Raw genomic sequence first — 20,600 nt, forward strand, 5'->3', positions numbered from 1 at the left:
CGTCAGGGGCGGCGCGGTGGGCGGGCGTTTTGCAGCACGCCCTGCTTGTGCTCCGCAATGTGGGCGCCCGGGTCTTGCTCCGGATCGAACACATAGTGCCGGAAGATCGCGCCCCATGCGGCGCGCACTTCCGGCGGCTGGTGCTTCATGGACTTCAGCGTGGCGAGCAGCGCGTCGAACGTGGTGCCGGCGTCCGCAGCCGGCTGTTCGTTCTTCCACCAGTAGTTCACCATCATGTTCAGGACGCCGTTCGACTGCACGTGGTGCCACCACAGCGTCGGGATGTACAGCGCGTCGCCGGGCAGCAGGTCGGCCACCAGCGCGGCGTCCAGCGCCTGCCTGAAGCGCGGGTGCCTTGCGTAATCCGGATCGCGGAAATCGACCATGCTGATGGGCGTCGGCGTCGGCGCGAAATCCAGCGGGCCGATATACAGGTTGTCCACCTGCTCGGGTGGGAACAGCGTGAAGCGGCGCTCGCCGCTGACCACGCAAGCGAGGTTGTAGGATTCGTCGAAGTGCGCGGGCGTGGTGATGGTATTGCCCAGCCAGATGCGCGGACGCACCGACGGCGGCAGGGCGGGGGCGATATTCTCCAGCGCGAAGCGCGGCAGGCAGTCGTCGATCAGCGCGCTCTGCACCGCCACCGACGGCGGCGCGTCGAACTGCGAGTAGCGCGCCAGCTGTTCGATCACCTTCGATACCGGCACCTTGTTGCGGACGAAGTTGAAGCCTTCCATGTCCGGCTTGTAGAACAGGCGTCCACGCTCGGCCGGCGGCGTCATCACCGCGTCGACTTCGTGGCCGCTGTCGAAATCCATCAGATATTGGCACAGCGCTTCCGGCGACTGCCGCGCCTTGTGCACGGCCGGCCAGTGCTTGACGAAGCCGCGCAGGACGGCCGGGCGGTAGCTGCCGGCGACCTCGCTGAAGAAGCGGGCCGGATCCAGGTCGCGGTATTCGATAGGCTGGTTCATGAAACGTATGATCGCATAAAAAAACCCGCCAGGGCCGGGAGAGCCGTGGCGGGAACAGACTACACAATGAAACGGTTACGTTTTAGTACTTGATATGCAGACCAGCGTAGTACTGGGCGCCGTTGGCATAGAAGCGTGCCGGCTGGTCCTTGTTGAAGATGTAGTTCTTCAGGATCGGGTTGTTCATGTTCTGGCCACTGATCGTCAGCTGGATGTTCTTGCTGATGTTGTAGTTGAACGATGCGGACAACTGACCCGACGCATCCTGGTACAGCGGAGTGCCGCGGTCCTGGGCTGCCAGGAACGAGGAACGCCATGCGTAGCCGATACGTGCGTTGAACTTGTCGTTTTCGAAGTACACGCCGGCGTTGGCGGTGGTCTTCGAAGCGCCCAGCATGTCGCACGGATCGCCCGAGGTCGACGTCTGGATCGCAGGGCAGGCACCGAAGTCCAGGTGCGAATCAGCCAGCGTGCCGTTCACGTCAAAGCCGAAGCCCATGCCCAGCGGTACCTGTGCCGCCAGTTCCAGACCCTTGACCTTGGCGCCGACGTTGATCGGCGAGGTGATGGTGTAGTTGGCGAACACTGGCTTCTTCTGTTCCTGCGAAGCGCGGGTGTCGATGAAGTTGCCGGTGCTGGTGCCGTAGCCGACGTAGTCGTGCAGGTCCATGTAGAAGATACCTGCGGACAGCAGCGCGCGTGGTGCGAAGTACCATTGCAGGCTGGCGTCCAGGTTGTTCGACTTGACCGGTTTCAGTGCCGAGTTGCCGCCGTTGCCGGTGTGGGTTTCGTCGGTCAGGATCACCGCGCCGCCCAATGCGCCGTAGTCGGGACGGGTCATGGTGCGCGACAGGCCCAGACGAGCGACCACGTCGGAACGCAGGTCGAACTTCAGGTTCAGGCTAGGCAGCGGGATCGTGGTGTTGTTGTCGATCGCGGTCTTCTTGACGAAACCACCCCATGGATACGCTGGCAGCGTTTCGCCGGCTGGCTGGTTCGGCAGGATCTGGTAGCCGTTCGAAGTACCTTCGGTGCGCACGACACGCACGCCGACGTTGCCGCTCCAGCCTTCGCCTTCCATTTCACCCTGGACGTAGAACGCCTTGGTGTTTTCCGTCAGGTCGAACATGTCCTGGTAGTAGGTGCGGCTGACATCGCGGTTCGAGTGCAGGTTGCCCCATGCGTTCAGGATCGCGGGATCGAGGATCCAGACGTTTTTAGGGAAGTCGCCGCCCAGGTCCTGGCCGAAATTGCCTGGATAGGTGGTGCCGTTCCAGGCCGGGTTGGTGCTGGTGCCGCCGACATCGGTGTTGGCCCAGTTAGGACCTTGCGCCACTTCGAAGTTGGAACGGGTGTGGTGGGTGCCACGGATACCGAACTTGACTTCGCGGAACACGCCGCTGTCCAGCTGGAAGGCCGCGTCGATCTGGCCATAGCTTTCCTTGTCGTCGGTGGTCGCAGGCGATACGCCGAAGACCCAGTCCAGCGGGGTGCCGGTGAATTTGGTCACGTCGATGCTCGGGAACTTGACGGTCGCCGGGCTGCCCAGGCCGTTCAGCGTGTAGCTGGCGCCGGAGTTGTTGACGTCACCTTCGAACACGCCCTGGCTCGGGGTTACACCCTTGCCCTTGGTGGCGCCGGCCTTGGCGGTCAGTACCAGCTTATCGGTAACGCGCCATTTTCCGTCCAGGTCGAAGAACTCGGTCTGTGCGTAAGCGCCTTCGCGGACGATGTCGTCGACGATACCGTAGCGCAGTGGTGCGGCGGCGGTGCCCTTGTTGGCGAACGATGCCGACACCAGCGTGCCGTTGCGGACCACGTAGCCTGGATCAGGCGCGACGCCCGAACCCAGCATGCCCGAACCGTTCATGTCGGTCATGTAGTTGGTGTTGTAGTTCGATGCGTCCATCTTCGAGCGGAAGTAGGTCGCTTCCAGGCTGAAGTCGCGGCTAGGCTTGAATTGCACGTCGAGCAGGCCGCCCTTGCGCTTGCGCTCCTGCTGGAACAGCGAAGAGCCGATCAGGCGCGGGAACCAGACGTTGGCCAGGTCAGGATTGGTCTTGACCGCGGCGTTGGTTGGCGACACCTGGGTCCACTGCAACAGCTCCTGGCCGTCGCGGCGCAGGCTGCGCTTCTCGGAGAAGCCCTGTGCCATGAAGCCGATGGTGCCTGCTTCGTTTTTCCAGTTGATCAACGCGCTTACTTGCGGATCGGTTTTTTCAGCCAGCGTCGAATAGACCGCCTGCACGTTGGCCTCCATCGACAGCGGAGCCTTGAAGTCCAGCGGGTGGCGGGTGCGGATGTCGATCGAGCCGCTCGAACCGCCTTCGATCTGGTCGGCGGTCGGTGCTTTGTAAACCACGACCTGGCCGACGATTTCCGAAGGCAGCAGCGAGTACGAAGCCGAACGGCCGACTGCGCCGCCCACCTGGTCCAGCACGAACCAGTCGCCCGACGATACGGCGTGGCCGTTGATCAGGGTCTGGGTCAGCGAAGGAGCGGTGCCGCGCATGGAGACGCGGTCGTTTTCGTCGAAGCCGCCCGAGCCAGCGCCCGAGGTGGAGATGTTCACGCCTGGGACGCGCTGCAGCGAGTCAGCGACGTTCTTGTCCGGCATCTTGCCGACGTCTTCGGCGGTGATCACGTCGACGTTGCTCGACGCATTGCGCTTGACCGACAGCGATTGCTGCAGCGAGCCGCGGATGCCGCTCACGATCACCACTTCCGGCTCTTTCTCGGTCGCGGCTTGTTGTGCCTGAGCGGTCATCGAAACGCTCAGCGCCAGGATGGCAGCCGCGGTCGCGATAGGCGTCAGTTTGGACATTTTCGTGTTGTTAGTATTGTGATACATGTTCCCTCCCGTTGATGAAGGCTCCGCCGAGCCCACTGATTGTTGATGTGTAATTCTTTTCACTTCTTTTCAAAACCACCTACAAAACCAATCCAACGCCAATATACCCGTGTTTTAATACCAGATCACTACCACTTTAAAATTCTTTTTTGTTTGTTGTATAAGGCATACACACTCCATGCTGTAGAGCAATGTAATACCGGCTGGGTGGTGGTATGGTGCGCGCCTGTGACGATATACAACAGGCAAGAAGCCTGTAGCTATAAGGGTTTCTGCCAAACTGCGCAAAATATTTGCAAGATGGGCTGGCAATGCTGGATGACTTGTGGTCTTTTTTTGGTATTATCGTCCGACAACTACGGAGAGGATGTCTTCATCGTTATGGAACGCGATCATATGGCCCCACTGGTACACATCCGGCAGCACCTCAATGAGACCAGTAACCTACCCCTCTACCAGCGCCTGCAGCGGGCCCTGCGCTCGGCCATCGAACAGCATTTGCTCAAGCCGGAGGACGCCTTGCCGGCCGAACGCCAGCTGGCGGCCGACCTGGAGATCTCCCGCATCACGGTGCGCAAGGCGATCGACGGCCTGGTCGGCGAGGGCGTGCTGGTGCGGCGGCCCGGCTCCGGCAATTTCATCAACACGCGCATCGAGAAGAACTTCGCCAAGCTGACGTCGTTCTCCGAGGACATGCGGGCGCGTGGGCGAACCCCGCGCAGCGTGTGGCTGAAGCGTTCCGAGGGCACCGTCACGCCGGACGAGGCGATGCGGCTGCGGCTCAGTCCCGGCGCGGCGGTCTACCGCTTCAACCGCATGCGCTATGCGGACGACGTGCCGATGTGCCTGGAGTACGCGACCATCGTGGCGTCCTGCCTGCCGTCGCTGGACGCGGTGGACGTGTCCATGTACGACGCGCTGGAAAAGGCCGGCAACCGTCCGGTGCGTGCCTTGCAGCGCCTCTCCGCGTTGCTGCTCAATGCCGAGCAGGCCATGCTGCTGCAGGCGAAGGAGGGCGATGCCGGCCTTTCCGTCGAGCGGCTGGGTTTTTTGCGCGATGGCCGCGCGGTGGAGTTTTGCCGCTCCTACTTTCGCGGCGATATGTATGACTTTGTGGCTGAACTGAACGCCACCTGACCTTAGGGAATTATGAATACTCGTTTAACTCGATGGGCCCTGGCGTCGGCGCTTGCCTGCGCCTTCAGTCTGCCCGCCGCAGCAGCAGGAGCAGCGCCTGAAGTGGTTGGCTACTATCCCGGCTGGAAATCTGCCGATTTCCCCGTCACCGCCGCCAACGTCGATGCCGGCAAGCTGACGATGGCGCTGTACGCCTTCGTCGACGTCTGCTGGAACGGCAAGCATGGCAACCCGGAACCTTCGGTGAATTACGTCGCGCCGTGCCAGGGAGCCAATGGCACGCTGGCGTTCCGCGATGATGCGGCTGACGGCGCCAACCTGCGCGCGCTGGTGGCGCTGAAGAAGCGCCATCCGAAATTCAAGGTGGTGGTGTCGGTGGGCGGTTGGGATTGGTCGAACCAGTTTTCCAACATAGCCGATTCGGCAGCGGCGCGGGCCAGCTTCGTGGCGTCGTCGGTGCGGCTGATGCGCCGCTTCGGGCTCGATGGCGTGGACATCGACTGGGAGTATCCGACCGAGGCTGGCGTGCCTTGCGTGGCGGGCGCGGTGTGCGCGCGGCCGGCCGACAAGCAGAACTTCATCGTGTTGGCGCGCGAGCTGCGCGCGGCGTTCGACAGCGCCGGCAAGAAGGACCGCAAGCATTACAGCATCACCATCGCCGCCGGCGGCAACGCCAACTACATCAGTGAAAACGGCGGCGGCAGCGCGTGGATCAAGGAGCTGTCGCGGAGTCTGGACTGGATCAACATCATGACCTACGACTTTCACATGCCATGGGAGAAAAACAGCGGCCATCATGCGGCGTTGTCGGCCGACGCCAGGGATCCGGTGACGGCCAGCGGATTCTATTCCGCCGCTTCGGTGCAGCGCTACCTGCAGGCCGGCGTGGCGACGGACAAGCTGGTGCTGGGCGTGCCGTTCTATGGCTACGGCTGGAAGGGCTGCGCAGCGGGCGCCGATGGCGACGGCCAGTACCAGCCTTGCGACGGCAGCGCGACCGGCGGCACCAACGGCGGCAACTCGTATGGCTTCAGCCATCTGCTGAAGCAGGGCGTGATTACGCTGGCGGCGGATGGCTCCACGGTGGGCGGCAAGGGCTACCAGCGATACTGGAATGCGTCGGCCAAGGTGCCGTACCTGTACAACCCGGCGGAGCAGGTCTGGATCACGTACGAAGATCCGGCGTCGCTGAAGGAGAAGGCCGGCTACATCAAGGCGCAGGGGCTGCGCGGGGCGATGTTCTGGGAGCTCAGTGGCGACGGCGGGCACCAGATGCTGGATGCCCTGTCGGCCGCGATGCGGCCCTGATGTAAAAAGCCGGCTTGCGCCGGCTTTGTTTTTACTTGGCTGCTTCAGGCGCTTCAGCGACTGGCGGCTTGTTCTGGTACATGATCCAGTAACGCGCCAGGTCGCCACGACCGTCGGGGGCGTTGATGGTTTCCAGGATCTTGATCGATTCGTCCTTCTTGCCGGCCATGGCCAGGGCGTAGCCCAGGCGCAGCTTGGCGTCTTCAGGATTCTTGGCCACGCCCTTGGCGATGCCTTGCTTCATCAGGTCGATACCCTTGTCGAACTGGCCCAGGGTGATGTAGTTGTAGCCCAGGTTGACCAGGCCGACGCCGTCTTTCGACTTCTGCGCAGCTTCAACACCCTTGTCGATGTTTTTCGCATCGTCGGCGGCGCCCTTGTTGGCGCTGTCGCGGATCTTCTGCAGCGCGGCCTTGTTCTTGCCGGCAGGGATGCCGTCCGGATAGCCCTTGTCCATCGCGATCTTGCCTTCGGTGAAGAAGCCGCCCAGCACGGCCAGCTCGGCCTGTTCGGCGTAGTCTTCCGGCTCCATCTTGGTCGGCGTGGCGACCGCTTTCAGGCGGGCGATGTCCAGGTCCAGGCGCGGCGCATAGGACTTCTTGCCGCGGGTGCGGTTCAGCAGGTCGAACCAGTAGTCCGGGGTAGGGTAGTAGCGGGCCAGTTCTTCAACGGCTTGCAGGTACAACTCGGTGTCCTTGGTCTTGATGCCGACGTTGCCCAGCAGGTTCAGCTCATCCTTCGGTGGCGCGACGCCGGCTTTCTTGGCCGCTTCGATATCCTTCAGCACTTCGGTTTTCGCGGTGGCGAAATCGTTCTTCAGGAAGTAGGAACGGACGATGTACTGGCGCTGCTTGTTCACGTCGCCGGACTCGGTGCCGTAGCGGTTGAACCAGACGATGGCGTTGTCGTAGTCCTTCAGGTTGCTGTAGTAGATGCCGGCGACGGCGTCGATGAAGCGCAGCTTGTCTTCAGGCTTCAGGCGGCCCGAATCGATCATCTCGCTCAGCGCCTTGATGGTGCCTGGATTGTCGCCGCTGGCCTGGCCCACTTGCACGCGCATCTGATTCAGCACGAAGGCTTCGTATGGGGTGATGTTCGGCATCGCCGCAGCGGTGTTGATGCGGTTCTGGAATTCGGTGTAGTTCTTGGCTGCCAGCAGTTCTTTGGTCTGGGCCGGGTCGATCAGCTTGTAGATTTCCGGACGCACGGCGTCTTTCGGCGGTTCGGCCGGCTTGGCGGCTTCGGCGGCATAGACCGGGGACATGCCCAGCATGGCTGGTGCGGCGTTCAGGCCGATGGCGGCCAGGATCAGGCTAATGCGAGCGAGACGAATGTGGGACATGGTTATCCTTCAATCAAACAAATTAGACGGGCGGCGGATGCGCCAGACCGTCGCGGTAGAGTAAACCTGCGTATTGTTACATAAAACCGCTCGAAACTCCGAATTTCAAACGTGTGCCTGCGCCCGCGCAAGAGCGCGGCCCCCGGCGTTAAATAACAGGCAACGGGAGGGCGGCAGGTGCACGCGCGCGCGGCTGCCGGCATGCAGCGGAGCCGCCTCGGCGGTCTGTTTGACGGCGATCATCTCGGGCACTCCGGCCAGCGTGGCGTAGACGATGGACAGGTCGCCCAGGTACTCGACGTGGCCGACGCCGACGTCGATGACGTTGTCGGCCTGACCTTCGACGGCGATGGACAAATGCTCGGCGCGCACGCCCAGCGTGACCTTGTCGCCGCACTGTGGGCCGGCGGCGGCATCGATATCGACATCGACGATGGCGCCGCCAGGCAGCAGCACGCCGGCACGCTGTTGCGATCCATGCCGCGATACCGAGACGATCTCGCCGGGGATGAAGTTCATCTTCGGCGTGCCGAGGAAACCGGCCACGAACAAATTGGCCGGATGGTTATACAGTTCGTGCGGCGTGCCGACCTGCTCGATGCGGCCGCCGTTGAAGACGACGATGCGCTGGCCCAGCGTCATCGCCTCGACCTGGTCGTGGGTGACGTAGATCATCGTGGTCTTCAGCTCCTGGTGCAGGCGGCTGATTTCCACGCGCATCTGCACGCGCAGGCTGGCGTCCAGGTTGGACAACGGTTCGTCGAACAGGAAAACCTCCGGCTTGCGCACGATGGCGCGGCCGATGGCGACGCGCTGGCGCTGGCCGCCGGACAGCTCCTTCGGCCGGCGCTTGAGCAGCGGCGCGATCTGCAGGATGGCGGCGGCGCGTTCGACGGCGGCCTGCACCTCGACCGGCTTGTGGCCGGCCAGCTTGAGCGCGAAGGCCATGTTTTCATACACCGTCATGTGCGGGTACAGCGCGTACGACTGGAACACCATCGCCAGCTTGCGCTGAGCGGGCGCGATGTCGTTGGCCAGCGTGCCGCCGATGTGCAGCGTGCCGCCGCTGATCGATTCCAGTCCGGCGATCATGCGCAGCAGCGTGGACTTGCCGCAGCCGGACGGGCCGACGAAGACCATGAATTCGCCGTCGGCGATATCGAGGTCGACGCCGTGGATGACCGGGGTCTTGTCGTAGCTCTTGACGATCTGTTTGAGGCTGACGCTGGCCATGGGATTAACCTGCGTGGGCCGCTTGCGGCGCCGGCTGCTCTTGTTCCGGCTGCGGGCGCGCCGTCATCGGAATGATCTGCGACAGCACCGCCACCGGAATCGCGCACAGCATGACCCAGATGAAGAAGTGCTGGTAGCCCAGCGAGATCTGGATGTCGCCGCTGAACAGCTTGAACAGCACGAAGCCCAGCTGCATGATGCCAGTGGAGAAGGCGTAGTGCGCGGTCTGGTATTTGCCCGGCGCGACCACCTGCATCATGTACAGGATCAGGCCGACGAAGCCGAAGCCGTAGCCGAACATCTCGACGCTGAGCGCGGCGCCGATCACCGACAGGTCGGTCGGCTGGAAGTAGGACAGCAGGTAGAACGCCAGGTTGGGCAGGTTGACCGCGAGGATCAGCCACAGGATGGCGCGTTTGAGGCTGAGCCACGAGGTGAAGTAGCCGCCGGCGATGCTGCCGACCACGAAGGCCACGGTGCCGACGGTGCCGTACACGGCGCCCACTTCGGCGGTGGTCAGGCCCAGGCCGCCAAGGTTGCGCGCCTCGCGCAGGAACAGCGGGCCGATCGACTGCACCTGCGCTTCGCCGGCGCGGAACAGGATGATGAACACGATCGAGACCCAGATGCCGGGCTTCTTGAAGAATTCGACGATCACTTCCCACAAGGTGCGGGCGATGGCGGCGGCGTTGGTGTCGGCGGTGACTTCGTTCTTCGCCAGCGGCAGGGCCCAGCTGTTGTACAGGCCCAGGCCGATCATGATCGCGCCCAGGATGCAGAAGCAGATGGTCCATGCAGGTACCACGCCCATGGTCTTCTCGAAGTGGCCGGCCAGCAGCAGCAGGCCGCCGGTGGTGAAGAACTTGCCGGCGTTGAAGAAGGTGCCGGTCCAGCCGGCGTACTGCGCCTGGCCTTTTTCATCGAGGCTGGTGATGTACAGGCCGTCGCACGCGATGTCGTGGGTGGCGGCGGAGATGCCGACCAGGGCCAGCATCGCCATGCAGGCGGCGAACCAGAACGGCGCGTGCAGCGCCAGCGCGACGCCGCCGAGACACAGGCCGCCGAGGATCTGGAAGCCGACTACCACCAGCTTCTTGCTGCTGGCCAGTTCCAGGAAGGGACTCCACAACGGCTTGAACACCCATGCGAAGCCGATCAAGCCGGTCCAGTGATTCAGCTCGTCGTTGGGCACGCCCATGCTCTTCAACATCTGGTTGGCGACGATGGCCACCGCGAAGAACGGCAGGCCTTGCGCCAGGTACAGGCTGGGTACCCAGAACTTCGGATTGCGTATGTTTTGTTTGTTGTCCATGCTGTGTCCTCCCCGTGTATTTTTATGCGAAGCCTGGCACCGGCGCGTGGCCGGTGGCTTCCAGTTCGCCGGACAGCCAGCCATTGACGGCGTCCAGCGCCGGCCTGGCGAAGCCGTAGGTCATCAGCGAGGGCGCCTGGATGTCGAGCGCCTGGTACGGGTTCCATAACGCCAGGTGCAGGTCGGGACGCCAGGTGTCGCGTGCGTGCTGGCCGTAGCGCAGGCGCGAGGTCGATGCCAGGATGGTGAAGCGGCCGTCTTTCGGCAGCGCGCTCCAGTCGAAGGTGTCGGCGTTGGCGAAAGTCACCAGTTCGACATCGTATAGTCGGCGCAGCGATGCGGCCACTTCCTCGGCCGGCACGCCGGCTTCGGAAACGCCATCGCTGACGACGTCCTGGCGCACCACCAGACGCACATTGGCGCCCTTGGCCGGACGGCGCGGTGCACCATAGGCGGTCAGGCTGCGGCGCCAGCCTTCGGCCATCACTTCGCGGTCGGCGGCGTCTTCCTTGTAGGAGCGCGGTTTGCATGGATAGGCCAGGGCCAGTGAGGCCAGCCGGTTCAGGCGGGCCTTGACTTCGTCCATCGTCAACTCGCCCGATGCGATGGCGGCGGCGATGGAGTCCAGGGTTTCGTTCTGCGTTTCGGTGGTGCCGAGGGCCATGACCATGTCGGCGCCGGCGGTCAGCGCACGCACGGCGGCGTTGCCGACGCCGTAGCGGCCGGCGATGGCGTGCATGTCCATGCCGTCGGTGATGACGATGCCCTTGTACTTCCACTCGTCGCGCAGCAGGCCGGTGAGGATGCGGCGCGACATCGTGGCCGGATTGTCCGGGTCCAGCGTCGGGTAGACGATGTGGGCGGTCATTATGGCCGGCGCGGCGCCGGAGGCCATGCGGAACGGCGCCAGTTCCAGGCGGTCCAGCTCTTCGACCGGCTTGTTCACGGTCGGCAGGTCGCGGTGCGAATCGACGTTGGTGTCGCCGTGGCCGGGGAAGTGCTTGACGCAGCAGGCCACGCCTTCCGCATGGCTGCCTGCCATCCACGACATCGCCAGTTCGGCGGCGCGTTTCGGCTCGGCGCCGAAGGAGCGCTCGGCGATCACCGGGTTGTGCGGATTGTTGTTCAGGTCCAGCACCGGCGCGAAGTTCCAGTTGAAGCCGAGCGCCTTGACGGCGCGCGCGACGGCGGCGCCGGTGCGGTAGGCCAGGTCGGTGTCGTTGGCGGCTCCCAGGCCCATCGCGGCCGGCGGCGCGGGCACCCAGGTCGAACGCACCACGGCGCCGCCTTCCTGGTCGATGCCGATCAGCGATTCGGGGCCCATCACCGCGCGCAGGTCGGCGGTCAGCTTGGCCAGCTGTTCGGAGTCGGTCATGTTCCCGCGGAACAGGCAGACGGCGCGGATGCTGTTCGCTTTCAGGAAGTCGGCGGTGGCCGCGTCCAGCACGGTGCCGGGGAAGCGGATCATGATGAGTTGGCCGGCGATTTTTCTCAGTTCGTTTTGTGTAGTCATTTCACTGCTCCGTCCATGCCGCGCATGAAGAATCGTTGAGTAAATAAGAAGGCTGCCAGCGTGGGCAGGATGGTCAGCACTGTCCCGGCGGCGATCACGCGTGTGCTGCTGCCGAAGGTGCCGCGCAAATACAGCACGCCCACCGACAGCGGGAATTCGTCCGGCTTGCTCATCACGATCGAGGGCCAGATGTATTCGTTCCATGCTTCGACCGCCGTCAGGATGCCGACCGTGGCCAGCCACGGGGCGATCAGCGGCAGCATGATCTTGCTGAAGATGGTCCATTCGGAGGCGCCGTCGACGCGCGCTGCGTCGATCAGGTCTTGCGGCACTTCCTCGAAGGCCTGCTTGAGCAGCAGGATGGCGACCGCCGTCACCACGTTGGGCAGGATCACGCCGGTGTAGGTGTCGACCAGGCTCAGTTTCGTCACCGTGATGAAGTTGACCAGGAAGTTGACTTCCGACGGCAGCACCAGCGTGGCGAGGATCAGGCCGAACACCAGCTTGCGTCCCTTGAACTGCATGCGCGCCAGCGGGTAAGCGGCGGCCGAGCACAGCGCCAGCTTCCAGAACACCGTGCAGGCGGCGATGAAGACCGAGTTGCGGAAGAAGGACCACATCGGAATGGCATTGAACACTTCGATGAAGTTGTCCAGCGACGGCTGGTTCGGCCAGAAGGTAGGCGGGAAGGCGAAGATGTTGCCTTCGGTGGAGACGGCCGTGACCAGCGTCCACCAGAACGGGAACACGCAGACGACCGCGATCGCGCAGAGCAGCAGATAGTGGAGGGCGGTCTTCATCATCTGTGTTTCGGCTTGATGTAGCGCAGGCAGAGCAAGGCGATGCCGATGCAGAAGATCGACATCACGAAGCTGGCGGCCAGCGCACGCGGCAGCTTCAGGTGCTTGAGGCCCTGGTCATAGGCGTAATACAGGCCGGTGAAGGTGGAGTTCATCGGGCCGCCCTGCGTCAGCACGTCGACTTCCTGGTAGGCCTTCAGCGCGGCCAGTACGGACAGGATGGAGCACACCATGATGGTCGGGCGCAGCATCGGTACGGTGATCTTCCAGAAACGCTGCCAGCGGTTGGCGCCGTCGAGGATGGCGGCTTCCTGCATGTCGGCGGGGACGGCTTGCAGCGCGGCGAGGTACATCACCATGTACCAGCCCAGGCCGCGCCACAGCGTGACGAACATGATGGCGAACAGCGCCAGGCTGTCGTTGGACAGCCAGCCCACCGGTGCGCCGACCAGTTGCAGCGTCATCAGCACGTAATTGAGCGCGCCCTGCTCGTGGAACATGAAGCCCCACATGATGCCGACCACCGACACCGTCGTCACGACGGGGACGTAGAAGGCGGCGCGGAAGTAGCGGATACCGGGCAGCTTGTTGTTGACCAGGACCGCGAGGCTCAGCGCGCCGATCTGCACGAAGGGCACCATCAGCAGGAAGATCAGCGAGTTTTTCAGACCGGTGACGAACATCTCGTTGTCGAAGATGTAGCGGAAGTTGTCCAGCCCGACCCAGTGGGTTTCGCGTATCAGGCTGTAGTCGGTGAAGGCCAGCAGCGAACCGAAGGCCACGGGCCAGAACGAGAACACCGCCAGCAGCGCCAGCGCGGGGGCGAGGAACAGCCAGGCGGCGAGGTTCACGGGGCGCGCGCCGTCATTCCCGCGCATGCGGGAATCCATAGAACGCTGGCCAGCTGGTTCGGCATGGATTCCCGCTTTCGCGGGAATGACGGTGGTTTGCTCTGCGCTCATCTTAATAGCTCCGCTGCGAGGCGAGTTTCCTGTTCCAGATCGCGACGGCCTGGTCCAGCGCTTGCTTCACGTCCTGCTTGCCGGTGACGCCGGCTTCCACAGCCTTGACCAGGTAGCGGCGCAGTTCGTCGTAGTCGGTGATGCCGGCCACGTACAGCGTATGCGAATGCGGCATCGACACCGCGCCCGCCGATACGGCCTTTTCCGCCGCGCCGGCGCCCGGCGGCACCGTCATGAAGAAGGGATCGTTGGCCGCCTGCGCCATCGCAGGATAGACGCTGGCCTGCTTGGCGAAGGCCAGCTGGTTGGCGTCGTTGGTCAGGTAGCGGGCGAACTTGCCGATGGCGGGCAGCAGCTTCGCATCGACGTTCTTCGGCACTGCAAAGTGAATCAGCCAGCCGCCGTCGGCGATGCCGGTGGGGCCCAGCGGTGCTGGCGCGACGTCGGTGATGGCGTAGATGTCCTTGGCGTCGCTCTGGATGCGCTTGACCGCGGTGGGCGGCGCCAGCAGCATGCCGAGGCGGCCTCCCTTGTAGGCGTCGATCGCGGCGGGGAAGTTATCTTCGGCGAACAGCGCATCCTTCAGCAGGCCACCCGCCTTGTAGGTATCGGCCAGCTTTTTGATCAGCGCGATGTGCGCGGGCGAGTTGAAGACGGCCTTGCCGTCCCTGATGACGGCCAGCCCTTGCTGCATCATCAGCCCGTCGATCTTGGACAGCGCTGGGCACAGGCCGGCCTTGCCGGTGCGCGCGGCGATCTGCCGGGCGAACAGCAGCTGCTCGTCCAGGTCGCGCGGCGCGTGGGGGATGCTGGCTGCCTTGAAGATCTGCGTGTTATAGGCGATGACGGCGACGTTGCTGTACATGGGGAAGCCGTAGGTCTTGCCGCCGAAGGTCAGGTCCTCCAGCGTGCTGGCGAGGTAGCGCGGGCGGGCGTCGGCCAGCAGGGCGTCGACCGGCGTCAGCAAACCGTCACGGGCGAATTCATCGGCCCACGGCACGTTCAGGTTGACCAGCGCAGGCGGCGTGCCGGCGACGATGCGGGTGACCAGCTTGGTCTGGATGACGTCCCAGGGGAAGTCCACCCACTCCACCTTCACGCCCGGATTGCCGGCTTCGTAGTTCTTCACCAGCGTCTCGAAGTAGGGCGTGAATTTGGGCTTCATGCTGAAGGTCCAGAACTCGATTTTTTCCGAGGCGAGTGCAGCGGACATACATAGCGTCACCGCCGTCATCCCCGCGAAAGCGGGGATCCATGCTGAGCGTGAGCTCCACTTCAGTATGGATTGCGCGACGGCGCACCGCCGCCTGCGCGGGAATGACGGCGGGGCTGCTGGCGACATTGCTTAGTTAGTCTTGGTGACTTTGCTCAGGTGGCGCGGAGCGTCCGGATCCATGCCGCGTGCCGCCGACAGCTGGGCCGCCATCACGTAGAAGGCCTGGATCGCCACGATGGGATCGAGATCCGGCGTTGCCGCGACAGGCAAGGTCAGGTCGCGTTCGGCCACGTCGGCCGGAGCGGCCAGCAGCACGCGCGCGCCGCGGCCGCGCATTTCAGTCGCCAGCTGCAGCAGGCTCGCCTGCGTCGGGCCACGGGTGGCGAAGATCACCAGCGGATAGCCTTCTTCGATCAGCGCCATCGGGCCGTGCTTGATTTCCGCGCCGCTGAAGGCTTCCGCCTGCAATGCCGAGGTTTCCTTGAACTTCAGCGAGGCTTCCAGCGCCACAGGGAAGCTGATGCCGCGACCGACCACCATGATGTTGCGGGCAGGGGCCAGCACTTCCAGCGCCGAGGTCCAGTCTTCCTTGGCGGCTGCACGTAGCGAGTCGGGCAAGGCTTCCAGTCCGGCCAACAGCTCCGGATCGTTCTGCCATTGCGCGACCAGGCGGGCACCGGCCACCAGGCTGGTGATGAAGCTCTTGGTCGCGGCCACGCTCTGCTCTTTGCCGGCGCGCAGCGGCATCGCGAATTCGGCGGCATGGGCCAGCGGCGAATCGATGTCGTTGACCAGCGCGATGGTGGTGGCGCCGCCGTCGCGGAAGTATTTGATCGGCTCGACCACATCCGGGCTCTGGCCCGATTGCGAGATCGAGATGGCCAGCGTGTCGCGGGTGATCAGCGGCGATTTGTTCAGCGTGACCAGCGACATCGGCAGCGACGCCACCACGCGGCCCAGGCGCGCCATGATCAGGTAGGCGGCGTAGGCGCAGGCATGGTCCGAACTGCCGCGCGCGATGGTCAGCGCGGTCGAGAAGGAAGTGCTCCTCAATTTGCGGCCCAGTTCCGCGTAACGATCGCCGTCGCTGGCCAGTTGCAGGGCTACGCAATCAGCTGCGGACAGGGCTTCTTTCAACATCATTGAGGTCACAACAATTCTCCTTCGATATAGACGGCTTTAAGGTTCAGGTCACGGTCGAGCACCACGAAGTCGGCGTAGGCGCCGGGGGCCAGGCGGCCCCGCTCTTGCAAGCCGAGATAATCGGCCGCATACGTTGAGACCCGTGCCGAGGCATCCGCCAGATCGAGGCCGAGTCCGACCAGGTTGCGCAGCGCCTGGTCCATAGTGAGTGTGCTGCCGGCCAGCGTGCCGTCGGGCAGGCGTACGCCGCCCATGCATTTCATGACGACCTGGCGGCCCAGCATGTACTCGCCGTCCGGCATGCCGGTGGCGGAGGTCGAATCGGTGACGCAGTACAGGTTGGGTATGCAGCGCAGCGCGGTCTTGATGGCGCCCGGGTGCACGTGCAGCAGGTCGGGAATGAATTCGGCGTACTGGGCGTGGGCCAGCGCGGCGCCGACCATGCCCGGCTCGCGGTGGTGCAGGCCGGTCATGGCGTTGAACAGATGGGTGAAGCCGTGCGCGCCCTGCTTCAGCGCGGCGACGCCGTCTTCATAGGTGCCCAGCGTATGGCCGATCTGCACGCGCATGCCGGCGTCGGACAGTTCCTTGACCAGTTCCAGATGGCCGCCGATTTCCGGTGCCACGGTGATCAGCTTGAGCGGCGCCATGGTTTCCAGGCGCTCGACGTCGGCCAGCTTGGCCGAACGCGCGAACGGCGGCTGCGCTCCGAGCTTGCCGGAGTTGATGTACGGGCCTTCGAGGTGGGCGCCGAGCACGCGCGCCTCGCCCTTGCCGCGACTGACGGCGGCGGCGCCGATGCCTTTCAGCGCCAGGTCGATATCGTCCGGCGGCGCCGTCATCGTGGTGGCCAGCATGCTGGTGGTGCCGTGCTTTGCATGGATGGCGGCGATGGTGTGGACGGCGTCGCCGCCTTCCATCACGTCCTTGCCGCCGCCGCCGTGCACGTGCAGGTCGATAAACCCCGGCAGGATATAGACGTCTTCGTTTTGCGAAGGGTCGACGCTGCTGCCTTGGATGGCCGCGATGCGTACACCGAACGTGATCTCACCGCGGACCCAGCCCGCCGATGTCAGGATATTGCCTTTGATTGCATCGCTCATCTGCGCGACTCCGCTACGAATTCATAATAATCACTGCGGCAATACGAGTGGGTCAGTTCCACCGCTGCGCCGTTGTCGAGATAACTGACGCGGGTGATATGCAGCATCGCAGCACCCGCAGGAATATTGGCCAGGCGCGCCTGCTCGGCGCTGGCGTTGACGGCGCGGATATGCTGCAGCGCGCGCATCGGGATGGTGCCGTTGGCTTCCAGGTAGCCGTACAGCGAATCGGTGACGCTGTGCGGGTTCGACATGTACTGCGCCGGGATGGTGGTCGTCTCGATCGCCATCACCACGTCGTCGGCGGTGCGCAGGCGCTTCAGGCGCGCCACCGGCATGTTCGGTGACAGGCCCAGCGACAGCAGCTCGACCGGCGAGGCGATGCCGATGTCGCGCTGCAGCCAGCGCGAGCCGGCGGTGAAGCCGCGTTCGCGCAGCTCCTCGGAAAAGCTGGTCAGGCGCGACAAGGGCTGCTCCAGTTTCGGCGTGATGTAGGTGCCGGAACCGCGCTTGCGGGTCAGCATGCCACGGTCGCACAGCATGTCGATCGCCTTGCGGGCGGTGACGCGGGAGATGTTGAGCATCTCCGACAGCACGCGCTCGGACGGCAAAGCCTCGTTGGCGCGCCAGCCGCCGTCGGCGATCCCGTCGGACAGCTTGTTCGCAAGCTGCATGTATAACGGGGTATCGCTGTCTGCATCCGGCTTGAAATCGCTCAACTGGGCTAGCACTGGTTCACTCCTTCAGGCGTTGTTGGATCAGCCGCAGGGCACCTGCCGCGGAATCGCCTTGCGGCAGGACGATCCGCTTCAACATCGATACCGGCATGTACGGGCGCAGCGGCGCGGCCAGTCCGCCGCACAGGGCGATCGGCAGCGTGCCGGTGGTGTCCAGCGCGTTGGCCATGATTTCCACTTCGCGTCCCGCTTCGAGCAGGATCAGGCGCGCCGCCTCGTTCGATTCGCCGTGCTGCAGCACGATGCGCGCCAGTTGCGCGTAATTGGTCTGCGTCGCCTTGGCGAGCCAGTTCTGGATTGCGTTGCGCTCGCCTCCGCAGGCGTTGGCCACGTCGTCGGCGAAGGCGCTGCCGGGCAGGCGGCCGTCAAGCACTTGCTGTATATGGTTGACCGCGCGCAGGCCCATCCAGGCGCCGCTGGCTTCGTCGCCGGCGGGGAAGCCCCAGCCGCCGACTTCGACGTGGCTGCCGTCGGCGCGCTTGATCTCGCCGACGCTGCCGGTGCCGAGCGCGATGATGGCGCCGGGCTGGCCGCGATGTGCGCCCAGCACCGTGGTGTGGCCGTCGGTCTCCAGCGCCACGCGGGCGTAGCCGGGATTGGCGGCGACGAATTCAGCCGCCCACTGCTTGTTGTGCACGCCGGCCAGGCCGAGGCCGATGGCGATCTTGTCCTTGGCCGGGAATTCCAGTTCGGCGGCGCGGAAGGCCATGCCGGCGGCATCCTCGACAGACGCCCAGGCGTTGGCGATGCCGTGCAGCAGGCCGGACGGTCCGCTGACGCCTTCCGCCAATTCAACGCCGTCGGTGCGGGCCAGGCGTACCCGGGTGCCGCTGCCGCCGCCATCAACGCCGATTAAAAATTCGATCATGGTTATCTGAGAAAACTGTCGCTGGGATATCCGGTAATCCGGAGAGTTGAGGGCACTATATGGTTGGCAAACCAGCTTGTCAACAGGTATTTAACTGGTATTATAAAATATTGAAGTGGACTGGCGTTGTCGTCTTTGAATGTATTTGTAAGTTATTGTTTTTATTGGCTATTGAATAAAAACGCAGCAAGTGGTCAGGTGTCGCATTTGCATGCCACTTTGGTCTGGTTTTGGTAGGCGGAGGGGCCGAGGGAGTACACTAGCGGTTTAGTGCAATTTTGAGAGTAGAAGATGAGTGATTACTGGGACGACTGGCAGCGCGAAGCGTTGGCGGCCGGCGTGAAGGCGCCGTTGGCCAAGCTGGGAATGGAAGTGCTGAAGACCCACCGCAAGAACCGCTGGCCCAAGCATTTCCTGGGCCGCATGGAAGATGGTCCGATGATGATTACGATGTGTCTGGAAGAGCCGGACGAGACGGAACTGCTGTTTATCGAGAACCTGCATCCATACGACGCGAAACTGATCGCCGCCACCAAGAAGCGCCTCTGCTTCGATTAAAAAAGCGGGGTCAGTTCCGGCAACCTGCCACGCGTGGCAGGTTGCCGGAACTGACCCCGCTTTAGTTTAGTTGGTATGCTGGCGGTTGCGCTCGTAGGTGGTGGTCTTGTCGTTGACGTTGACGACGGCGTTGCCGGGGCCGCGTACCGTGACGTCGGCTTGCTTGGTCCACAGCTGGCGGGCGTTCAGGTTGCCGGAGCCGCTCAGCTGCGCGGTCAGATTGGCGGTCTTGCCGTCCAGCTTGACCTCGCCGGGGCCGTGCATGTTCAGCCGCACGTCCTTGCAGTCGGTAGTGGCGCTCAGGTCGCCCGAGCCGCTGACTTCCGCTTCCAGCGCGTCGCTGACCTTGGCCAGGTAGATGTTGCCCGGGCCGCGGCTGCGCGTGACCGCGCGCGCCACCTGCAGGCTCTTGGCGTCGAGGTCGCCCGAGCCGCTGACTTCCGCGCTCAGCATCCCCACGCTGCCCGACAGGTTCATATTGCCCGGACCGCTGAGCAGGGCGCGCACCGTCGGCGCCTGCAGGCCGCGCACCGTCAGGTCGCCCGAGCCGTGCACTTCGGCGTCGAATTTCTTGATGTTGCCGGCCAGGCAGGCTTCGCCGGGGCCGTGCAGCATGGCGCTGGCGGCGTCGGCCGACAGCGAGCATGCTTCGAGATCGCCGGAACCGGCCACTTCGGCGCGGATTTCCTTGGCCGTGCCGCGCAGCGTGACCGATCCCGGCCCGTGCATGGCGGCGTTGATTTTGCCGGCGTGCATGTCGCCGATGTCGAGGTCGCCCGAGCCGCTGACCACCAGGTTGACGTCCTGCGTGATGCCGTTGGCGTTGACGTCGCCGGGGCCGTTCATGGTGATGTTCAGGCTGCCCGCTTTCAGGGTGCGCAGGTCGACGTCGCCGCTGCCCGAGGCGTTCACCGTCAGGTCGCGCACGCTGCCGCTGGCGTGGATGTCGCCCGGGCCTTCCGAGGTCAGCGCCAGTTGCTGGCCCTGGAATTGCTGCAGGTCGACGTCGCCGCTGCCGGAGTTGCGCAGGCTCTTCAGGTTGGCCGCGCTGATGCGTATCGTCATCGGCGGCTTGCTGTCCTTGCCCCAGCTGAAGTTGAAGTTCCAGCCTTTTTTCTGGCGCGGCTGGCGCACCGTCAGCGTGTCGCCGCTGACCGAGGTTTCGATGTCGGCGAACTGGCGGCGCAGACCGGACAGTTCGATGCCGTTGCCGGCCTGGGCGGTGATGATCACGCGGAACGGGCCGCTGAGCGCGATGCTGGTGAACGGCGCCACGGTGCGCGTTTCGGTGCCGATGGTGTTGTCTTCCTTGCCATCCTTGTTTTCAGCCTGGACGGCGACGGCAGCCATCAGCAGGGCGGCGGCCAGCGCGGTGTATTGGATCGTCTGCTTCATTTTTTATCTCGATTATGGGAAGTGGCGAGGATTGAACAATATGACAAAACCACCACGACGGCGCGCGGAATGGGACGGATGCGCATAACGATGGGATCAACTGCAAAAAACCGGCACTGAGTTGCAATTCAACTTCGCTGTGTGGCGG

At 64.0% G+C, this 20,600-nt stretch carries 17 protein-coding genes; 3 read left to right on the plus strand and 14 right to left on the minus strand.

All coding sequences use genetic code 11. The annotated features are described in order from the left end of the window. Positions 1-2: 2 nt before the first annotated feature. Complete coding sequence (locus ACSQ3S_RS08855) at positions 3-974, minus strand: cupin-like domain-containing protein (protein ID WP_436142146.1); 972 nt, start codon at positions 972-974, stop codon at positions 3-5. Between the two features lie 82 nt (positions 975-1,056). After that, on the minus strand, positions 1,057-3,825 hold the full coding sequence (locus tag ACSQ3S_RS08860) for a TonB-dependent receptor (RefSeq protein ID WP_413447123.1): 2,769 nt from the start codon (positions 3,823-3,825) through the stop codon (positions 1,057-1,059). Positions 3,826-4,221: 396 nt separating this feature from the next. On the opposite strand from ACSQ3S_RS08860, the gene ACSQ3S_RS08865 reads away from it, so the two are divergent. Beyond that, positions 4,222-4,962 (plus strand): GntR family transcriptional regulator, encoded by a 741-nt coding sequence (locus ACSQ3S_RS08865; RefSeq protein WP_176654987.1) that lies wholly within the window; start codon positions 4,222-4,224, stop codon positions 4,960-4,962. Between the two features lie 12 nt (positions 4,963-4,974). Continuing rightward, complete coding sequence (locus ACSQ3S_RS08870; RefSeq protein ID WP_436142147.1) at positions 4,975-6,270, plus strand: glycoside hydrolase family 18 protein; 1,296 nt, start codon at positions 4,975-4,977, stop codon at positions 6,268-6,270. Between the two features lie 31 nt (positions 6,271-6,301). Here ACSQ3S_RS08870 and ACSQ3S_RS08875 read toward each other — a convergent pair whose 3' ends face one another. The 11 genes from ACSQ3S_RS08875 to ACSQ3S_RS08925 form a co-directional block, all read right to left on the minus strand. Then, the gene (locus ACSQ3S_RS08875) at positions 6,302-7,612 is read right to left on the minus strand and encodes a hypothetical protein (RefSeq protein WP_176654989.1); all 1,311 of its coding nucleotides are present in this window, start codon (positions 7,610-7,612) and stop codon (positions 6,302-6,304) included. A gap of 105 nt (positions 7,613-7,717) precedes the next feature. Further along, entirely contained in the window at positions 7,718-8,845 is a 1,128-nt protein-coding gene (locus ACSQ3S_RS08880; protein ID WP_436142148.1) for an ABC transporter ATP-binding protein, read from the minus strand. Between the two features lie 4 nt (positions 8,846-8,849). Continuing rightward, on the minus strand, positions 8,850-10,157 hold the full coding sequence (locus ACSQ3S_RS08885) for an MFS transporter (protein WP_353400567.1): 1,308 nt from the start codon (positions 10,155-10,157) through the stop codon (positions 8,850-8,852). Positions 10,158-10,179: 22 nt separating this feature from the next. Continuing rightward, positions 10,180-11,670, minus strand: a complete 1,491-nt coding sequence (gene nagZ, locus ACSQ3S_RS08890; protein ID WP_436142149.1) for a beta-N-acetylhexosaminidase — start codon at positions 11,668-11,670, stop codon at positions 10,180-10,182. Then, complete coding sequence (locus tag ACSQ3S_RS08895) at positions 11,667-12,473, minus strand: carbohydrate ABC transporter permease (protein WP_176654993.1); 807 nt, start codon at positions 12,471-12,473, stop codon at positions 11,667-11,669. Before ACSQ3S_RS08895 ends, nagZ begins: the two co-directional genes overlap by 4 nt. Continuing rightward, positions 12,470-13,348 (minus strand): carbohydrate ABC transporter permease, encoded by an 879-nt coding sequence (locus ACSQ3S_RS08900; protein WP_436142150.1) that lies wholly within the window; start codon positions 13,346-13,348, stop codon positions 12,470-12,472. Before ACSQ3S_RS08900 ends, ACSQ3S_RS08895 begins: the two co-directional genes overlap by 4 nt. 85 nt (positions 13,349-13,433) lie before the next feature. Beyond that, complete coding sequence (locus ACSQ3S_RS08905) at positions 13,434-14,645, minus strand: ABC transporter substrate-binding protein (RefSeq protein ID WP_436142151.1); 1,212 nt, start codon at positions 14,643-14,645, stop codon at positions 13,434-13,436. 132 nt (positions 14,646-14,777) lie between these two features. Continuing rightward, positions 14,778-15,791: an SIS domain-containing protein gene (locus ACSQ3S_RS08910; RefSeq protein WP_176655224.1), complete on the minus strand. Its 1,014-nt coding sequence runs from the start codon at positions 15,789-15,791 to the stop codon at positions 14,778-14,780. A gap of 5 nt (positions 15,792-15,796) precedes the next feature. Further along, positions 15,797-16,894 carry an N-acetylglucosamine-6-phosphate deacetylase gene (gene nagA / locus ACSQ3S_RS08915; RefSeq protein ID WP_176654995.1) on the minus strand — a complete coding sequence of 366 codons (1,098 nt, stop codon included), beginning with the start codon at positions 16,892-16,894 and terminating at the stop codon, positions 15,797-15,799. Next, a complete protein-coding gene (locus ACSQ3S_RS08920; protein ID WP_436142152.1) occupies positions 16,891-17,625 on the minus strand; it encodes a GntR family transcriptional regulator in 735 nt (244 codons plus the stop codon). The genes nagA and ACSQ3S_RS08920 overlap by 4 nt, the downstream gene beginning before the upstream one ends. 4 nt (positions 17,626-17,629) lie before the next feature. Next, positions 17,630-18,499: a BadF/BadG/BcrA/BcrD ATPase family protein gene (locus ACSQ3S_RS08925; RefSeq protein ID WP_176654997.1), complete on the minus strand. Its 870-nt coding sequence runs from the start codon at positions 18,497-18,499 to the stop codon at positions 17,630-17,632. Between the two features lie 291 nt (positions 18,500-18,790). Between ACSQ3S_RS08925 and ACSQ3S_RS08930 the strand changes: the two genes are divergently transcribed. Then, on the plus strand, positions 18,791-19,057 hold the full coding sequence (locus ACSQ3S_RS08930; RefSeq protein ID WP_353400583.1) for a hypothetical protein: 267 nt from the start codon (positions 18,791-18,793) through the stop codon (positions 19,055-19,057). A gap of 66 nt (positions 19,058-19,123) precedes the next feature. Here ACSQ3S_RS08930 and ACSQ3S_RS08935 read toward each other — a convergent pair whose 3' ends face one another. Continuing rightward, complete coding sequence (locus tag ACSQ3S_RS08935) at positions 19,124-20,452, minus strand: GIN domain-containing protein (RefSeq protein ID WP_413447114.1); 1,329 nt, start codon at positions 20,450-20,452, stop codon at positions 19,124-19,126. Positions 20,453-20,600: the final 148 nt, after the last annotated feature.

The organism is Duganella sp. LjRoot269 (assembly GCF_964254095.1).
Classification (GTDB): domain Bacteria; phylum Pseudomonadota; class Gammaproteobacteria; order Burkholderiales; family Burkholderiaceae_D; genus Rugamonas; species Rugamonas hordei.